This window comes from Sphingomonas sp. Sphisp66, assembly GCF_047324325.1.
Taxonomy (GTDB): Bacteria; Pseudomonadota; Alphaproteobacteria; order Sphingomonadales; family Sphingomonadaceae; genus Sphingomonas.
This window is the reverse complement of record NZ_CP168508.1, coordinates 4,683,404-4,699,592: the sequence shown is the minus strand read 5'-3', so window position 1 is coordinate 4,699,592 and position 16,189 is coordinate 4,683,404. Positions and strand designations below refer to the sequence as shown.

Here is a 16,189-nt window from a genome sequence, read left to right as displayed (position 1 = left end):
CGCCAGAAATGCGTGGGTTTCGCGGGGTGGGTCGAAGCGCGGTGCCAACTTCCGTGAGCCGGAGTGTCCGCGCGCAGGGTACGCCGCACTCCCCACAGCGTTTCGTTACCGCCCCCGCCATGCTGCGACTCGCGCGAACCGCGCCAACATCCGCGTCCACAGTGTCCGCAACGGGCCGCTCGACGTCGGCTCGTCTCGCCGCTAAGGCGTCCGGTCATGCAAAAGCGCCCGCAACTTTCCGTCGTCATCCCCTGCTACAATGAAGAGGCATGCCTCGAGATGCTGCACGCGCGCGTCTCCGGCGCGGCCCGCGCGGCGGTGGGCGACGATTACGAGATCGTGCTGATCAACGACGGCTCGCGCGACAAGAGCTGGGAAGTCATGCAGCGCCTCTCGGCCGGCGACCCGCGCCTCGTCGCGATCAACCTGTCGCGCAACCATGGCCACCAGCTCGCCCTCACCGCGGGCCTCGACCTCTGCTCGGGCGACGAGATCCTGATCATCGACGCCGACCTGCAGGACCCGCCCGAGCTGCTCACCGACATGCGCGCCGCGATGCGCTCGCAGGGCGCCGACGTGGTCTATGCGGTGCGCCGCAAGCGCGACGGCGAGACGATCTTCAAGAAGATCACCGCCGCCTTCTTCTACCGCATGCTCGACAAGATCACCGACACGCCGATCCCGCTCGACACCGGCGACTTCCGCCTGATGACGCGGCGCGCGCTCGACGCCTTCCTGTCGCTGCCCGAGCAGGCGCGCTTCATCCGCGGCATGGTCGCCTGGGTCGGCTTCAAGCAGGTGCCCTTTCCCTATGACCGGCACGAGCGCCACGCCGGCGAGACCAAATACCCGCTCGGCAAGATGATCCGCTTCGCGCTCGACGCGATCACCGGCTTCTCGACCGCGCCGCTGCGCTTCGCCAGCCATGTCGGCCTGCTGCTGACCGCGGCCTCGGCGCTGCTGGTGCTGTACATCGTCGCCGGCTGGCTGATGGGCGCGGCGATCCCGGGCTGGACCTCGCTGATGCTGGTCGTTGTGGTGCTGGGCGCCGTGCAGATGTTCGTGCTCGGCATGATCGGCGAGTATCTCGGCCGGCTCTATGTCGAGTCCAAGCGCCGCCCGCTCTACATCGTCGCCGACGTCGCCGGCCCGGTGATGGGCCACGCCTCGCTCGGCTATCGCTACGCCGATTCGGGCGAAGTCAGCGTCTCGCCGGTCACGCCGCGAGAAGTCTGACCGGCTAGACCGTCATCCCGGCGGAAGCCGGGATCTCGTGCGGCTCTATCCCCACCTTCGCCTGAGACCCGGCTTCCGCCGGGGTGACGACTGTTACTTCGGCTCCGCCAGCACGATGATCGAAAGGCCCGGCGGCATCGGCAGCCGGCCGAGCAGGTGCCGCTCGACCCCGAACACCGCCTCGAACGCAGTGTTGAGCGGCCTGGGCGGCGGCGAATCGTCGCTGTCGTCCTTGCCGGTCAGCTTGCCGAGCAGGCGCGCCGCCACCGCGACCGGGAAGAGCAGCGAGTTGAACCAGCGCAGCTTGCGCCAGCCCAGCCCGGCCTTTTGCAGCGAGGCGACCAGCGTGCCCTTCGAGTAACGGCGCTTGTGATGGTTCACCACGTCGTGCGCGCTCCACATCCACTGGTGCGCGGGCACGGTGATCAGGATCTTGCCGCCGGGCTTGAGCACCCGGGCGATCGCCTTCAGCGCCGCGACATCGTCCTCGACATGCTCGATCACGTCGAGCACCGCGACCATGTCGTAGCTGCCGTCCGCCACGCCCGCGAGCTCGGGTAGCGGCGAGGAGCCGACCTTCTTGCCCAGCCGCTCGCTCGCCTTGGCGGCGGCTGTCTCGTCGATCTCGATCGCGTCGATCTCGCCGAACTGGGCGAGCATCGGCAGGTTGTGCCCGGTGCCGCAGCCGATCTCGAGGATGCGCGCGCCGGCGGGAATCGCGCCGTAGCGCGTCAGATAGTCGGAAAGGATCTCGCGGCGCGCGCGGTACCACCAATGGGTGGTGTCATGCGCGGCCATGCGCTCGTAGACGATGCGGTCCATCTTATTTGAACACCAGATAACGGTTGAGCGCGAAGGTAATGACGGGGGTGACGAAGATCACGGGGAGCAGCGGCACCCAGGTCGGCTGGTGCAGCGGCCCGGTGCACACCCAGGTGAAGAAGGCATTCATCGCCATGCCGACCGACTGGACCGCAAGGAACTTGGACTGGGTTCCCACCCCGCCCTCGGCCTCGTGCCCCTTGAAGCTCCAGCGGCTGTGGAAGACATAGCCGAACACCACCGCGACCAGGAAGCCCGCAACCGAGGCGAGCACCGGCGGGATCGCGTAAGTCGCCAGCGGCCAGTAGACCACCGAGTAGACGAAGGTCGATCCCAGACCGACAATGCCGAAGCGGACGAGCTGTCCCAGCACGCCATTCGCCCGCATCTCTTCAAATCGCTTGATTACTGCCGTCACAACCGCTTGCCCAGGAACCGAAGGCGGCCCTAATGCCTGCATCAATGCGAGGGAAGCGATTTTGAAGCCGAACGTGCCGGGCGGGTTCCGCCTCGACCAGGAACTGGACCGCAACTGGCTGCGCTGGATGGCGCTGTTCTGGCTCTGCGTGGTCCTGTGGTTCCTCTATGACCGCCAGGGCAACATCTACTGGCTGGTCCTCGGCGACACCGACGACAATATGCGGCTGATGCAGGTCCGCGCCTGGCTCGCCGGCCAGGGTTGGTACGATCTGCGCAACTATCGCCTCGATCCGGCGCTGGGCGGCTTCGACATCCACTGGTCGCGCCTCGTCGACCTGCCGATCGCGGGGATGATCCTCGCCTTCAAGCCGTTCGTCGGCACCGCCACTGCCGAGCGCTGGGCCTGCGGCCTCGCACCGCTCCTCCCGCTCGCGCTCGCCATGACCGGGCTCTCGCTGGCCGTCCGCCGCCTGATCGCCCCCTGGGCCTGGCCGGTCGCGCTGATCGTGCTGATGGGCTGCACCTCGACCATGTCGATGTACGCCCCCCTGCGCATCGACCATCATGGCTGGCAGCTTGCCTTCCTCGCGCTCACCGTCGCCGGCCTGGCCGACCCGAAGCGCGCCCGCGGCGGCGCCACCGTCGGCCTGTCGAGCGCCGCCTCGCTCACCATCGGGCTCGAGATGCTGCCCTATTGCGCGATGGCCGGGGCGATCATCGCACTGCGCTGGATCTGGGACCGCGAGGATGTCCGCCGCATGCAGGTCTATGGCCTGACGCTGGGCGGCGGCTCGGCGCTCGGCTTCGCGCTGTTCGCTTCCAACGCCAACCAGGTGCTGCGCTGCGACGCGCTCACTCCCGTATGGCTGAGCGTGATGATCGCCGCCGGCGCGCTGCTGTTCGGCCTGTCGCTGCTCAACCCGGCCAATCGCTGGATCCGCCTCGCCCTTGCCGCGCTGGCCGGCGCCGTGATCGTTGCCGGCTTCGCATTGCTCTTCCCGCAATGCCTCGGCCGCCCAGAGCAGGTCTCGGACGAGCTCGCCAATACCTGGCTCAACAATGTCCGCGAGGCGCGGCCGATCTACAAGCACCCGTTCAAGACCGCCTTCCCGATGGCCGTCCTGCCGGTGATCGGCGTGCTCGGCGCGCTGTTCGCCACCTGGCGGGCGCGGCGCAGCGAGGCGCTGGTCGGCTGGGCAGCGATCGCGCTGTTCACTGCCTTCGCCAGCGCGATGCTGCTCTGGCAGGTCCGCGCCGCCCCCGCCGCGCAGCTGCTCGCGGTGCCGGGTTCGACGGCGCTGCTCGTCGTGGTCGTGCCCTGGTTCCTCGGCCTCAGGGCACCGCTGGCACGCTGGATCGGCGAGGTACCGGCGATGGTCCTCGGCGTCGTCCTCCGCGTCTTCGGCACCGTCGCTGCCTTCCTGCTGCTCTCGGGCCTCTGGGCCGGGCTGGTCGTGCCGTGGTTCTCGGCCGACAAGGGCGCCAAGCCGGGCAAGCCCGCCCCGCCCGACAAGGTAGCCGCCGCCAACGCCGCCTGCGCGCGGCTGAGCAATTTGCGCGTGCTCGACGACATCCCCGCCGCGACGATCTTCACCCATGTCGATCTCGGGCCGCGGCTGATCGTGACCACCCATCACAACGGCATCGCCGGCCCCTATCACCGCAACGGCCGCGCGATCCTCGACGTCCACCACGCCTTCACCTGGCCGACGCCCAACTTCCGCCCGATCGCGCGGGCGCACGGCGCGCAATATCTGCTGGTCTGCCCGAACATGTCGGAGACGACGCTCTACCGCTCGCGCGGCCCGAACGGCTTCTATGCGCAGCTGGCCCGGGGCGAAGTGCCGAACTGGCTCGAACCGGTGCCGCTCCGCCAGGTCCGCCCGGGCACGCCGCTGCCGTTCAAGCTGTGGAAGATCCGCTACGATCTGCCGGATGCGGCGAAGCCTGAGACGAAGCGCTGATCTCTTCTCCCTCTCCCCTTCAGGGGAGAGGGCCGGGGAGAGGGGGAGTGCGACGCGCTATCGAATACGCCCCTCTCCCCTGCCCTCTCCCCGCAAGCGGAGAGAGGGAGAAAATCAGTGCCCGCTCACCGCCCGCCCGGCGACCAGCGCGGCGCTGATCCCGTCGATCACGAACTGCACCGCCAGCGCGCCGAGCAGCACGCCGAGCAGCCGCGACACCACCGCCTCGATCTTGGCACCGACCACCCGCATCAGCGGTCCCGCCGCAAGCAGCGCCAGCAGCGTCAGCAGCAGGATCGCCGCCATCGCCGCGAGCACCACGGCAGTGCGCTCCAGCCCGTTGTTCTGCGACATCAGCAGCATGGTCGAGGCGATCGAGCCCGGCCCGGCGATCATCGGCATCGCCATCGGGAAGATCGAGATGTCGGTCGGCTCCTCGGCCTTGATCTTCTCGGCCCGGTCCTCGCGCCGCTCGGTGCGCTTCTCGAACACCATCTCGAGCGCGATCAGGAACAGCATGATGCCGCCGGCGATCTTGAAGGCGTTGAGGCTGATGCCGAGCGCACGCAGCAGCGCTTCGCCGAACAGCGCGAAGCCGAACAGGATGACGGCCGCAACGATCACCGCGCGCACCGCCATCGCCCGCCGATGCACCGCGCTCGTCCCCGCGGTCAGCCCCGCGAAGATCGGCGCGCAGCCCGGCGGATCGATCACCACGAAGAAGGTGATGAAGGTGGAGATGAAGAGTTCGATCATTTGGCGGGCGCCGCTCCCTCGTCAAACACCGTTTTCCAACCGCGCCCGGTCCAGATCACGGCCGAGAAGGCAACGGCATCGCCCTTCCGAACCCAGCGCGCCTGGAGCGACTGGTCCCGCGCGGCATGGCATCCCATGCTATCCGCGTCGGAGAGGCAGCCACCCATGTCGATCATCGGCTTTCCTGCACAGGAAGCCCGCACGACCTTTGGTCGCGAAGGCCGGGCGCGCGGCACGGCGACTGCGCCGCCATGATCGGCCAGCCACTTCCAGCTGCCGTCACCCTGCTTCGCCCATATCGTGGAGAAATAGCCGCTGGAGCCGTCCGGCCAAAGCGCCCCGCCGGTGTTGACCGCGAGATTTCCCGAGCAGGAGACATAGCTCTCGACCGGCCACCACTCGACCGATTTGACCGGGTCCCGCTTGTCCCTGAGCCACTCCTGCGCCTTCACCGGCTGCGGCACGAACATCATCGCATCCGCCGTCGCATATTCGCGGAACGCCGTCCACTGCCCCCTAGCCTCCGCCGCCGCGGCAAAGGCGCGCTCGGCATCCACCGCCGTCTGCGGCGTCGCGGCCTGCAGGACCAGCGCGGCCAGGAGCATCAGATCGCGCCCTTCTCGAGCGGCACCCCGGCATTGCGGTACGCCGCAACCAGCGTGTTGCGCAGCAGGCAGGCGATGGTCATCGGGCCGACACCGCCCGGCACCGGGGTGATCGCCCCGGCCACGCTCGCCGCGCTGTCGAAATCGACATCGCCGACCAGCCCGGCCTCGGTGCGGTTGATGCCCACGTCGATCACCGTCGCGCCCGGCTTCAGCCATTCGCCCTTGACGAAATGGGCCCGGCCCACCGCCGCCACGACGATGTCGGCATGCTTCAGATAATGCGGCAGGTTGCGCGTCTTCGAATGGACCAGCGCCACCGTCGCGCTCGCCCGGGTCAGCAGCGCCGCCATCGGCTTGCCGACGATGTTAGAGCGGCCGATCACCACGGCGTCGAGCCCGGCCAGGTCACCCAGCCGGTCCTCGAGCAGCATCAGGCAGCCGAGCGGCGTGCAGGGCACGAAGCCGTCGAGCCCGGTAGCGAGGCGCCCGGCATTGACCGGGTGGAAGCCGTCCACATCCTTGTCCGGATCGATCCGCAGCAGCACCGCCTGCTCGTCGATGTGCCGGGGCAGCGGCAGCTGGACCAGGATGCCGTCGACTTCGGGATCGGCATTGAGCTTGTCGACCAGCGCCATCAGCGTCGCCTGGGTCGTGTCGGCGCCGAGCTTGTGCTCGAAGCTCTCCATCCCCGCCTCGCGGGTCTGCTTGCCCTTGGAGCGGACATAGACCGCGCTGGCCGGGTCCTCGCCGACCAGCACCACGGCGAGCCCGGGTGCACGCCCCGTCCTTGCCTGGAACGCGGGAACCAGTTCCGCCACGCGGGCACGCAGGCCCGCGGCGAACGCCTTGCCGTCTATGATGTCAGCCGTCATGCGCCCCGCCATAGAGACGTTGGGCCCGTTCTTCCAGCGCTGTGGGGTCGCCGGTTACACGAAGTCGCTTGAGCCGCGCGGTATCGCCTGCGATCAGGCTGACGGCGCGCTTCGGCACGCCGAAGGCCGCCGCCACCAGCGGGACGAGCGCGGCATTGGCCGCACCTTCCACCGGCGGCGCGGCGAGCCGGGCGGCGAAATGCGCTTCGGTGCCCGCCGCGAAGGCATCGCGCGACGCGCGCGGCGTCACCCGGACTGCGATCTCGATCCCGTCCGTAATGCGCCGCCAGGCGGGCACGCCGGCGTCAGTAGTTGGGAACGGCCAGCTGCGCGATCGCCCAGCTCAGGACGAAGTCCTTGAGGATGATGATGAGCAGCAGCGCGACCAGCGGGCTCAGGTCGAGCGCGCCGAAATCGGGCATGAACCGCCGGATCGGCCGGTAGATCGGCCGGGTGATCGCATCGAGCGTCTGCCAGATCGAGCGGACGATGTCGTTGTACGTGTTGATCACGTTGAACGCGATCAGCCACGACAGGATCGCCTGAACGATGATGATCCAGCTGAGCACCCACAGCAGAAACTGCGCGACTTGCAGGAGCATGACGAGAAAGGACAAGGCGATCTCCGAGATTGGTTGGCGGAGAACTTAGGGAACACCGCGCTCCGCAACAACCCCGGCAACGCCGATCGCTTGCCGGATCAGGCGTGGACCAACGTCCCCGCGCCGCGCCGGGTGAAGATCTCGAGCAGCATCGCATGCGGGATGCGCCCGTCGAGGATCACCGCCGCATCGACGCCCTGCTCCACGGCGTGCACGCAGGTCTCGACCTTGGGGATCATGCCGCCCTTGATCGTGCCGTCGGCCTTGAGCGCCTCAATCCGTGCCCGGTCGAGATCGGTGAGCAGCTCGCCCTGCTTGTCGAGCACGCCGGCCACGTCGGTCAGCAGGAAGAAGCGCGAGGCGCCGATCGCGCTGGCGATCGCCCCGGCCATGGTGTCGGCGTTGATGTTGTAGGTATGCCCGTCCGCGCCCAGCGCGATCGGGGCGACCACGGGGATGAAGTCCTGCGCGGCCAGCGAGTGGAGAATCGCCGGGTTCACCGCCACCGGCTCGCCGACAAAGCCCAGGTCGACATGGCGCTCGATGCCCTGCAGCGGATCCGCCTCGCGGCCGGTGACCTTCTCGGCGGTGACCAGGCCGGCGTCCTTGCCCGAGATGCCGACGGCGCGACCGCCCGCGGCACCGATCCAGCTGACGATCTCCTTGTTGATCGATCCGGCCAGGACCATCTCCGCGATGCGCGCGGTCTCGGCATCGGTGACGCGCAGGCCGCCGACGAAGTTCGATTCGACGCCAAGTCGCTTCAGCATCGCGCCGATCTGCGGGCCGCCGCCATGGACGACGATCGGATTGATGCCCACGGCCTTGAGCAGCACCACGTCCTCGGCGAAGTCGCGCTGCAGCTCGGGATCGCCCATCGCGTGGCCGCCATATTTGACGACGAAGGTCGCGCCGGCATAGCGCTGCAGATAGGGCAACGCCTCGACGAGCGTTTCGGCCTTGGCGAGCAGCGCGGGATCGGGGGCATTGGTCATGGCGGCCCCATAGGGCCAGAGGGGCTGCCCCGCAACTTTCAGCGGAAGACCGGGGTGGCGCGATAGGTGGTCAGCCAGTTGGTCGAGCCGCGGCACTCGCTCATCGAGCGCGCCCGGGTCAACCGGAAACGGGTGCCGTCCCAGACATAGCTTGCGCTGTCGCCGCAATCGCCGATGCCGCGGCCCTTGGCGTAGGTCGACAGCTCGCCCTTGTCGAAGCCGGCATTGACCAGCATCCCGTCATTGCCGTCGTCGAAGACCGCGCGCACCGCCTTGCCGCCTGCGATCACGAAGGCGACGGTGCTGTAGTTGTAGGCGCCGGCTCCGCAGGGCAGCAGCGCCAGCGTCTTGCCGCCGCCCAGCGCGTGCGTCTCTACCTCGGGCACGCTCTCGGCACCGTCATACAAGCCGTCACAGTCGCTCTGCTTCTCCAGCGTGAGGCGCATCGCCCTGGAGACGGCTATGGCTGCACCGCTCGGACGTAGTGCGACGATCCGCTCGGCCGCCTTCGCGGCGGGGACGGCACCGGCAGGCCTTGCGCCCCTGGCGACCAGCGCAGTCACCGTGCCGGCGCGACCCTGGTCCGCATCGATGTGGCGCAGCGAGGCCGAGGACCCGGCAAGCGAGATGCGCGCCGCGACCTTGCCATCGCCACCGACCAGCGCCAGCGCCTTGCCGTTCGGCATGGCGGCGGCGATCCTCGCGGCGTCGGCGCCCTTGAAGGTGACGCCTTCGTCGCCGGCCGGTGCGCTGGCGATCGCCACGTCGTCGATCCGGAGCGTGGCCTTGCCGCTCGGCTTGTCGGCAGGCCATACCTCCACCGTGAAGCCGCCTGCCGGCCCGGCCTCGCGGATGACCGACATGGTCGCGTCATAGTCCGAGCCTTCTTCGGGTATCGCCTGGTCGCCCGGCAGGAGCGACGTCATCTCGCAGCGATGGAGATTGTCACAGGCGACGGCCCAGTCACCATAGAGTTTCTCGGGATCGTCTTGCGCGGCCTGGGCGGCAAGGAGGAAGGCGAGGAGCAGCATGGCGTCGAGCCTAGCCGATTCGGCTTCGAATCGATAGGAGCGGCGCCAAAGGAGAGACGATGATGAAGACGGTTGGCGTGATCGGTGCGGGGCAGATGGGCGCGGGCATCGCGCAGGTGTCGGCCCAGGCGGGCTATGCGGTATTGCTCTCCGACGTCGATCAGGCGCGGGCCGAGGCGGGCAAGGCCGGCATCGCCAAGCAGCTTGCCCGTGCGGTCGAGAAGGAGAAGATCGGCGCGGCCGATGCCGAGGCGGCGCTCGGCCGGATCACCTGTGTCGGCGGCACCGACTCCTTCGCGCCCTGCGACCTGGTCATCGAAGCGGCGACCGAGCGCGAGGCGATCAAGCGCCAGATCTTCGAGAGCGTCGGCAAGGTGCTGGGCGCCGACGCGATCCTGGCGAGCAACACCTCGTCGATCCCGATCACCCGCCTCGCCCAGGCCTCGCCCGATCCGGCACGCTTCATGGGCGTGCACTTCTTCAATCCGGTGCCGGTGATGGGCCTGATCGAGCTGATCCGCGGCCTCGCCACCTCGGATACCACCGTCGCAGCGGTCGAATCCTTCGGCCAGTCGCTCGGAAAGCGTATCGTCCACGCCAACGACGCCCCCGGCTTCATCGTCAACCGCGTGCTGATGCCGATGCTCAACGAGGCCTGCTTCGCGCTTGGCGAAGGCGTGGCGACGATTCCGGACATCGACGCTGCCTGCCAGCTCGGCCTCAACCATCCGATGGGGCCGTTCACTTTGGCCGACTTCATCGGGCTCGACACCTGCCTCGAGATCACCCGCGTGCTGTTCGAAGGCACCGGCGATCCCAAGTTCCGCCCGGCGCCGCTGCTGGTGAAGTATGTCGAGGCCGGCTGGTACGGCCGCAAGACCAAGCGCGGCTTCTACGACTATAGCGGCGCGGAGCCGGTGCCGACGCGCTAGGCGCCGGCCTCGGCCTGGGTCAGCTCGGTCTGGCGGTCGAGCGCCCATTTGGCGAGCGTGTCGAACGGGATCGCCGCGAGGAAGGCGATCCCGGCACGGCCGTCATGCGCCCAGCGGACCACGCCGCGGCGCCCCTCCAGCCCGTGCACGCCCACCGTCACTTCGTCGCCTTCGCGGAGGAAGTCCGCCTCGACCTTCACGCCGCCCTGCGACACGTCGACCAAGGTGACGCTCACCCGCAGCCCCTCGGCGACGAGGCTGACCGGGCAGGCGATCCGCAGGCGCGGCATGCGCTGGGTGAGGCCGGGATCGCCGTGGACCGGCGCGTGCAGCACCTCGAGCACGTCGATCTTCTCGTCGAACTGCACGCCCACCGTGCCATCGGCCGACCAGGCGACGTGCCCGGCGATCTCGTTGCCCGAGCGGATCTCGACCGTCACCGGCTCGCCGGGGGGCAGGCTGGTGTGGAGCTTCCCCATCAGTCCGCCGGGCGAGATGTTGCGGATCAGGCAGAGCGCCTCATAGCCGTCCCATCGCAGCATCGCGGACCGGTAGACCGAGATCTTCGAACGATCGTCGCTTCGGCGTTCCATGGTCGGCACTTCGGGCTGGAAGGAGATCTCGGTGCGGGAAATGTTCGCCTCCAACGGCTTTTCTGTTGTGACCCGCGGCGAATATGCGTCCGTCAGATGTCTGTAACGTTTCGATGTCGCAACGGCACGCGGCAGCGGCGGATGCACCGGCTCCTCGCTGTCGCCGGCAGGCCGGAAGGCGAGCTGCAGGCAGTCCCGCACCCGGCCCAGCGCTTCCTCGCCCGGTGTCGGCGGTGGGCGGCGCAGGATGCGGAGCGGACGTGCATCCGGACCGGTGGCGATGAAATTGGTCACGCTTCACTCCAGCTGCTGTCCTGGAGAGCGCACATCCCTGGGCCGGCCCTGCGGCACGATCCGATGATGGCGCGCGACCCGCTCTCCACCCGATGTCGATTGTCCCCGGCATGTACAGCGCGCCCCCGGCGCAGCGTTGTCCTGCCGATTTGGGCCGAATCTAGGTAACGAGGGTATCCAAAAGGTTAACGACTCAGGGGAGCAGCAGCCCCGCCAGCGCCGCGCTCATCAGGTTCGCCAGGCTGCCGGCGATCAGCGCACGGATGCCGAGCTTGGCGATCATCGGCCGCTGGTTCGGCGCGAGGCTGCCGGTCGCCGCCATCTGGATGGCGATCGAGCTGAAATTGGCGAAGCCACACAGCGCGAAGGTGACGATCGCCCGGGTGCGCGGCGCGATATCGGTCATCGCGCCGAGATCGATGAAGGCGACGAACTCGTTGAGCACCACCTTGGTGCCGAACAGCCCGCCCGCGGCGGTCGCCTCGTGCCAGGAGATGCCGAGCAGGTACATGACCGGCGCGAAGATCGTGCCGATGATCTTCTGGAAGCTGAGATTCTGGAGGAAGCCTGCCCAGGCGGCATGGCCGGTCAGGTCGTAGAGCCAGTTGCCCGCCCCGGCGAGCAGGCCATTGGCGAGCGCGACGAGCGCGACGAAGGCGAGCACCATCGCGCCCACCGCCACCGCGATCTTGACGCCGGTCGAGGCGCCCGAGGCGGCGGCCATGATGAGATTGGCGGCACGCTCTTCCTCGACATCCTGCTCGGCGACCTTGATCGCCGCTTCCTCGGCATCGTCGCCGAGCGGCAGCTCGCCGTCCTGCACCGGGCTGTCGGGCATGATGATCTTGGCCATCAGCAGCCCGCCCGGTGCCGCCATGAACGAGGCGGCGAGGAGATAGGGCAAAGACGCCGCGCCGAGCAGGCTGGCATAGGCGGCGAGGATCGTGCCGGCGACGCCGGCCATGCCGACGGTCATCACCGCGAAGAGCTGCGAAGGGGTCAGCCGGGCGAGATAGGGACGGATGACCAGCGGCGATTCGCTCTGGCCGACGAAGATGTTCGCCGCCGCGCAGAGGGATTCGACCTTGGTGGTGCCGACCACCTTCTCGATCGCGCCGCCGATCCAGCGGATCACGAACTGCATCACACCGAGATGATAGAGGATCGAGACCAGCGCGGCGAAGAAGATGATCACCGGCAACGCCGCGATGGCGAAGCTCTGGCCGCCCAGCTCGGGCTTGGCGAGCGGGCCGAACAGGAAGCTGGTACCGGCGCCGGCATAGCCGAGCAAAGCCGAGACGGCGTTCGACAGGCCGTGCAGCGCCGCCTGGCCCCAGCTGGTCCGCAGCACCAGCGCGGCGATGCCCGCCTGGAGGAGGAAGGCCGCGCCGACCACGCGCAGGTTGATCCCGCGCTTGTTCGACGAAAGCGCGAAGGCGATGCCGAGGATCGCGAGCACGCCGAAGATGCCGACCGGAAACTGATTCAACTTCTACCCCCAAGGCAAACGCCCAAGCCTGTGAGCATACACGCTCGCACCCGCATGGCCAGAGGCAGCCGACTCCGTTCCCCGCAGAAGCTGCGTGGCGGAAGTTCACAAAGTTCCCGACATCGCCGCGTGCGATCGCAGGCACCCGCACGCGCGGGCCAACGCTCCGCGGCCCCGCCCGGCGAAGACAGCCGGGCGGATGGCGGAAGGAACGGGATTTTCGAGATCTCGGAGCCGCATGTAGAACAAAACAGGAACTGTGTCAAGCCCAAAAGGTCCCGGGACTTGCGGTACAGGCATTTCTCGCTAGCGTCCGCCCATGGACACCATTCGCATCCCGCGTTCGCTCTTCTTCCTATCGATCTTCTATGGCGGCATGGTCTGCATCGCCGGCGTGCTGGGCAACAAGCAGGTCGCACTCGGCCCGATCTCGCAGATCGGCAGCTGGGTGGGCGTCGGCCCGCTCGCGGTGGAGGCCGGGATCTTCGCCTTCCTGCTGCTCGTCGCAGTCTCCAGCGCGGTCGCCGAGCTGCACGGGCCGGACACGGCGCGGCGGCTGGTGCTGATCGGCTTCGTGCCGCTGGTCACCTCGGTGCTGCTGTCGATCCTGGTCCTCACCCTCCCCGCTTCGCCGAGCATGGCGCCCGACCGGCTGCACGCCTTCGAGCTGATGATGAGCGGCACGCCGCGCATCTGGCTGGGCGGGATCATCGCCTATGGCATCTCGCAGATCCTCAACGTCACCATCTTCTCGGCGCTGAAGAGCGGCGGCGGCAAGCTGCTCTGGCTGCGCGCCGCGATCGCATCGGTGCTCAGCCAGATCGCCGACACGCTGATCTTCGTCACCGTCGCCTTCTACGGCGTCTTCCCGATCGGCGAGCTGCTGGTCGGCCAGATGCTGAGCAAGGTGGTGCTGAGCATCGTCCTGGTGCCGGCGCTGATCTACCTGTTCGTCGCGTTCGGGCGCAGCCTGGACAAGAGGCGCGCGCTGCATTGAGCCTTCGATGATTCCTCCCCCAGCTCGCTGGGGGAGGGGGACCGCCGGCGAAGCCGGTGGTGGTGGGGTGCGCCGGGCACCGGCGCGTACCGCGTCGGCCCCTCCACCATCGCTACGCGATGGTCCCCCTCCCCGAGACAAGCTCGGGGAGGAATTAGAGGACTAAGGCGCCAGCCTGATCGGCTGGGCTTCGCAGAGGATCAGGGCGAACCAGTCGTTCGGGTCGGTCCATTCGCGGATCGGGGTCCAGCCGCCGGCGCGCAGCAGCATGCGGGCGCCGTTGCGACCATATTTGTGGCTGTTCTCGGTGTGGATCGTCTCGCCCGCCGCCATCGCGAACGGCCGGCCGTCGACCCTGAACTCCATGTCGCGCACCGCCTCGAGATGCATCTCGATCCGCGCGGCATCGTCGTTCCACAAGGCGACATGGCGGAACGCCTCGACCGGGATCGTGCCGTCCAGCTCGCGGTTGATCCGCTCGAGCAGGTTGAGGTTGAAAGCGGCGGTGACTCCCTGGGCATCGTCATAGGCGGGGACCAGGACGTCCGGCGACTTGACCCGGTCCATCCCGATCAGCAGCCGTGCGCCGTCGCCCAGCCATTCGCGCATCGCGCGCAGCAGGTTGACCGCATGCCAGGCCTGCATGTTGCCGATCGTCGAACCGGGAAAGAAGCCGAGCTTGGGCATGCCGCTCACCTGCTCGGGCAGCGGCACCGGGCGGAGGAAATTGGCCTCGACCGGATAGACCGGCAGGCCGGGAAAGGCCTGGCCCAGTTCAGCGGCGGACTGGCGGAGGAAATCGCCCGAAATGTCGATCGGCACATAGGCGGCGGGATCGATGGCACGCAGCAGCAGCGGCGTCTTGACCGAGGAACCCGAGCCGAACTCGACCACCGCGGCGCCGCGCGCCGCCAGCGCGCCGAGCTCGGGGCCGGTCTTGCGGAGCAGCTCGGTTTCGGTGCGGGTGGGGTAATATTCGGGGAGCTGGGTGATCTCCTCGAACAGTTCCGAGCCGCGGCGATCGTAGAACCAGCGCGCCGGGATGGCGCGCGGCCGGGCCCCGAGGCCACTCAGTACATCGGCGCGGAAATGTGGATCGGCGAGGCTGGCCTGGCCGTCTTCGAGTTCCTGTTTCAGCATGACTGGCCGGCCTTTCGGTTTTGATCGTCATCCCCGCGCAGGCGGGGATCCAGAGCCACGAAGGTCATCGCTCTGTTACCCTGGATCCCCGCCTGCGCGGGGATGACGAGGAAGGGAGCGAAGGTGGCGGTGAAGAGGGGCTGGTGCGGGAAGGCCATCACAGGTCCTTCGCCAGGCGCACGCCGGTGAATTGCCAGCGCTGATGGGGGTAGAAGAAATTGCGGTATGAGGGCCGCGAATGGCCGCGCGGCGTGGCGCAGGACGATCCGCGCAGCACGAACTGCCCGCTCATGAACTTGCCGTTGTACTCGCCGACCGCGCCCTCTGCGGCCTTGAAGCCGGGGTAAGGACGGAAGGCACTGCCGGTCCATTCCCAGACATCGCCGAAAAAGGCCGGGCCACCCGCCGAAGGCCGCGGCTCGACCGGGCCGGCAGCATCGAGCTGGTTGCCGCTTTCCGGATCGAAAGCCGAAGCGGCCGCTTCCCATTCGAACTCGGTGGGCAGCCGGGCGCCGGCCCAGCTGGCATAGGCATCGGCCTCGAAGAAGCTGACATGGGTGACCGGCGCGGCGGGATCGACCGGACGGCGGCCGTCGAGCCCGAAGCGGGTCCAGGCGCCGCGCTCCTGGCGCCAGTAGAGCGGCGCCTCGATGCCTTCCTTCTGCACCCAGGCCCAGCCGTCCGACAGCCAGTGGCGCGGGTCCCGATAGCCGCCATCGGCGATGAACGCGGCCCATTCGCCATTGGTCACCGTACGATCGGCAAGGGCGTGCGGAGTAAGCAGCGCCTGGTGGCGCGGCCCCTCGCAATCGAAGGAAAATGTTGAATCGCTTGAATCGACACCCAGCTGCACGAGGCCGGCCTGCCCCTCGATCCAGCCGATCGGGCCGGGCATCGCCACCGGCACCTTGGGCGCGCCGCGCCAGACCGCAGGCTCGAGCGGGTTGACCGAGAAATGGTGGAGGATGTCGGTGAGCAGCAGCTCCTGGTGCTGCTGCTCATGGTTGCAGCCGAGCAGGACCAGCACCCGGGCCGCTTCCGGGAGATCGGGCAGCGCATCGATCAGCGCGGCATCGACATGGGCGCGGTACGCCAGCACCTCGGCGAGGCTGGGGCGCGACAGCATTCCCCTGCGAGGACGCGCATGCCGCTGCCCCTCGGCCTCGTAATAGCTGTTGAACAGGAAGGGCCAGCGTTCGTCGTGCAGCGCATAGCCGGGGACATGGTCGCGCAGCACGAAGGTCTCGAAGAACCACGTCGTATGCGCGAGATGCCATTTGGCCGGCGAGGCATCGTCCATCGACTGGATCGTCGCATCGGCATCGGAGAGCGGGCGGACCAGCGCCTCGCTCAGTGCGCGGGTATGCTGGAACTTCGCGCCAAGCGCGCCGGAGGCCGGAGCGGATCCCGTTTCCGTTCGCATTATGTTCTCCTAGCG

Annotated in this window: 17 protein-coding genes; 4 read left to right on the top strand and 13 right to left on the bottom strand. The window is 68.3% G+C overall.

The window, feature by feature from the left end; all coding sequences use genetic code 11:
• Positions 1-216 precede the first annotated feature (216 nt).
• Positions 217-1,236, top strand: a complete 1,020-nt coding sequence (locus ACEN8G_RS21675) for a glycosyltransferase family 2 protein (RefSeq protein ID WP_413414143.1) — start codon at positions 217-219, stop codon at positions 1,234-1,236.
• Positions 1,237-1,329: 93 nt separating this feature from the next.
• Here the strand turns inward: ACEN8G_RS21675 and ACEN8G_RS21670 are convergent, their stop codons facing one another.
• The gene (locus ACEN8G_RS21670; RefSeq protein ID WP_413414142.1) at positions 1,330-2,058 is read right to left on the bottom strand and encodes a class I SAM-dependent methyltransferase; all 729 of its coding nucleotides are present in this window, start codon (positions 2,056-2,058) and stop codon (positions 1,330-1,332) included.
• A 1-nt stretch (position 2,059) separates the two neighbouring features.
• A complete protein-coding gene (locus ACEN8G_RS21665; protein ID WP_413414141.1) occupies positions 2,060-2,476 on the bottom strand; it encodes a GtrA family protein in 417 nt (138 codons plus the stop codon).
• Positions 2,477-2,603: 127 nt separating this feature from the next.
• Here ACEN8G_RS21665 and ACEN8G_RS21660 point away from each other — a divergent pair, with 127 nt between their 5' ends.
• Positions 2,604-4,442, top strand: a complete 1,839-nt coding sequence (locus ACEN8G_RS21660; protein ID WP_413414197.1) for an AcrB/AcrD/AcrF family protein — start codon at positions 2,604-2,606, stop codon at positions 4,440-4,442.
• 114 nt (positions 4,443-4,556) lie between these two features.
• Here ACEN8G_RS21660 and ACEN8G_RS21655 read toward each other — a convergent pair whose 3' ends face one another.
• From ACEN8G_RS21655 to ACEN8G_RS21625, 7 genes are all read right to left on the bottom strand, one after another.
• Entirely contained in the window at positions 4,557-5,198 is a 642-nt protein-coding gene (locus ACEN8G_RS21655) for a MarC family protein (protein ID WP_307116456.1), read from the bottom strand.
• Positions 5,195-5,803, bottom strand: a complete 609-nt coding sequence (locus ACEN8G_RS21650; RefSeq protein ID WP_413414140.1) for a hypothetical protein — start codon at positions 5,801-5,803, stop codon at positions 5,195-5,197. The genes ACEN8G_RS21655 and ACEN8G_RS21650 overlap by 4 nt, the downstream gene beginning before the upstream one ends.
• Positions 5,803-6,678 (bottom strand): bifunctional methylenetetrahydrofolate dehydrogenase/methenyltetrahydrofolate cyclohydrolase FolD, encoded by an 876-nt coding sequence (folD, locus tag ACEN8G_RS21645; protein WP_307116458.1) that lies wholly within the window; start codon positions 6,676-6,678, stop codon positions 5,803-5,805. Before folD ends, ACEN8G_RS21650 begins: the two co-directional genes overlap by 1 nt.
• Positions 6,668-6,976, bottom strand: a complete 309-nt coding sequence (locus ACEN8G_RS21640) for a DUF167 family protein (RefSeq protein WP_413414139.1) — start codon at positions 6,974-6,976, stop codon at positions 6,668-6,670. Before ACEN8G_RS21640 ends, folD begins: the two co-directional genes overlap by 11 nt.
• Positions 6,977-6,983: 7 nt before the next feature.
• Positions 6,984-7,280: a YggT family protein gene (locus tag ACEN8G_RS21635; protein ID WP_413414138.1), complete on the bottom strand. Its 297-nt coding sequence runs from the start codon at positions 7,278-7,280 to the stop codon at positions 6,984-6,986.
• Positions 7,281-7,378: 98 nt separating this feature from the next.
• A complete protein-coding gene (argB, locus tag ACEN8G_RS21630; RefSeq protein WP_413414137.1) occupies positions 7,379-8,275 on the bottom strand; it encodes an acetylglutamate kinase in 897 nt (298 codons plus the stop codon).
• Positions 8,276-8,313: 38 nt separating this feature from the next.
• A complete protein-coding gene (locus ACEN8G_RS21625; RefSeq protein WP_413414136.1) occupies positions 8,314-9,306 on the bottom strand; it encodes a DUF1176 domain-containing protein in 993 nt (330 codons plus the stop codon).
• Between the two features lie 62 nt (positions 9,307-9,368).
• Between ACEN8G_RS21625 and ACEN8G_RS21620 the strand changes: the two genes are divergently transcribed.
• Positions 9,369-10,238, top strand: coding sequence for a 3-hydroxyacyl-CoA dehydrogenase NAD-binding domain-containing protein (locus tag ACEN8G_RS21620; protein WP_413414196.1), 870 nt, complete (start codon positions 9,369-9,371; stop codon positions 10,236-10,238).
• Here the strand turns inward: ACEN8G_RS21620 and ACEN8G_RS21615 are convergent.
• Both ACEN8G_RS21615 and ACEN8G_RS21610 read right to left on the bottom strand, forming a co-directional pair.
• On the bottom strand, positions 10,235-11,125 hold the full coding sequence (locus ACEN8G_RS21615) for a PilZ domain-containing protein (protein WP_413414135.1): 891 nt from the start codon (positions 11,123-11,125) through the stop codon (positions 10,235-10,237). The two genes, ACEN8G_RS21620 and ACEN8G_RS21615, sit on opposite strands and share 4 nt — an antisense overlap.
• Positions 11,126-11,318: 193 nt before the next feature.
• Positions 11,319-12,614 carry a NupC/NupG family nucleoside CNT transporter gene (locus tag ACEN8G_RS21610; RefSeq protein WP_413414134.1) on the bottom strand — a complete coding sequence of 432 codons (1,296 nt, stop codon included), beginning with the start codon at positions 12,612-12,614 and terminating at the stop codon, positions 11,319-11,321.
• A gap of 319 nt (positions 12,615-12,933) precedes the next feature.
• Between ACEN8G_RS21610 and ACEN8G_RS21605 the strand changes: the two genes are divergently transcribed.
• Positions 12,934-13,611, top strand: a complete 678-nt coding sequence (locus ACEN8G_RS21605; RefSeq protein ID WP_413414132.1) for a queuosine precursor transporter — start codon at positions 12,934-12,936, stop codon at positions 13,609-13,611.
• Between the two features lie 162 nt (positions 13,612-13,773).
• Here ACEN8G_RS21605 and egtD read toward each other — a convergent pair whose 3' ends face one another.
• Both egtD and egtB read right to left on the bottom strand, forming a co-directional pair.
• Positions 13,774-14,751, bottom strand: a complete 978-nt coding sequence (gene egtD / locus ACEN8G_RS21600) for an L-histidine N(alpha)-methyltransferase (RefSeq protein WP_413414131.1) — start codon at positions 14,749-14,751, stop codon at positions 13,774-13,776.
• Between the two features lie 157 nt (positions 14,752-14,908).
• Positions 14,909-16,174 carry an ergothioneine biosynthesis protein EgtB gene (gene egtB / locus ACEN8G_RS21595; RefSeq protein WP_413414130.1) on the bottom strand — a complete coding sequence of 422 codons (1,266 nt, stop codon included), beginning with the start codon at positions 16,172-16,174 and terminating at the stop codon, positions 14,909-14,911.
• Positions 16,175-16,189 lie beyond the last annotated feature (15 nt).

Coding starts and splice junctions, on each gene's coding strand:
- ACEN8G_RS21675 (WP_413414143.1), top strand. CDS start 217: ATGCAAAAGCGCCCGCAACTTTCCGTCGTCATCCCCTGCTACAATGAA.
- ACEN8G_RS21670 (WP_413414142.1), bottom strand. CDS start 2,058: ATGGACCGCATCGTCTACGAGCGCATGGCCGCGCATGACACCACCCAT.
- ACEN8G_RS21660 (WP_413414197.1), top strand. CDS start 2,604: ATGGCGCTGTTCTGGCTCTGCGTGGTCCTGTGGTTCCTCTATGACCGC.
- ACEN8G_RS21655 (WP_307116456.1), bottom strand. CDS start 5,198: ATGATCGAACTCTTCATCTCCACCTTCATCACCTTCTTCGTGGTGATC.
- ACEN8G_RS21650 (WP_413414140.1), bottom strand. CDS start 5,803: ATGCTCCTGGCCGCGCTGGTCCTGCAGGCCGCGACGCCGCAGACGGCG.
- folD (WP_307116458.1), bottom strand. CDS start 6,678: ATGACGGCTGACATCATAGACGGCAAGGCGTTCGCCGCGGGCCTGCGT.
- ACEN8G_RS21635 (WP_413414138.1), bottom strand. CDS start 7,280: ATGCTCCTGCAAGTCGCGCAGTTTCTGCTGTGGGTGCTCAGCTGGATC.
- argB (WP_413414137.1), bottom strand. CDS start 8,275: ATGACCAATGCCCCCGATCCCGCGCTGCTCGCCAAGGCCGAAACGCTC.
- ACEN8G_RS21625 (WP_413414136.1), bottom strand. CDS start 9,306: ATGCTGCTCCTCGCCTTCCTCCTTGCCGCCCAGGCCGCGCAAGACGAT.
- ACEN8G_RS21620 (WP_413414196.1), top strand. CDS start 9,369: ATGAAGACGGTTGGCGTGATCGGTGCGGGGCAGATGGGCGCGGGCATC.
- ACEN8G_RS21605 (WP_413414132.1), top strand. CDS start 12,934: ATGGACACCATTCGCATCCCGCGTTCGCTCTTCTTCCTATCGATCTTC.
- egtD (WP_413414131.1), bottom strand. CDS start 14,751: ATGCTGAAACAGGAACTCGAAGACGGCCAGGCCAGCCTCGCCGATCCA.
- egtB (WP_413414130.1), bottom strand. CDS start 16,174: ATGCGAACGGAAACGGGATCCGCTCCGGCCTCCGGCGCGCTTGGCGCG.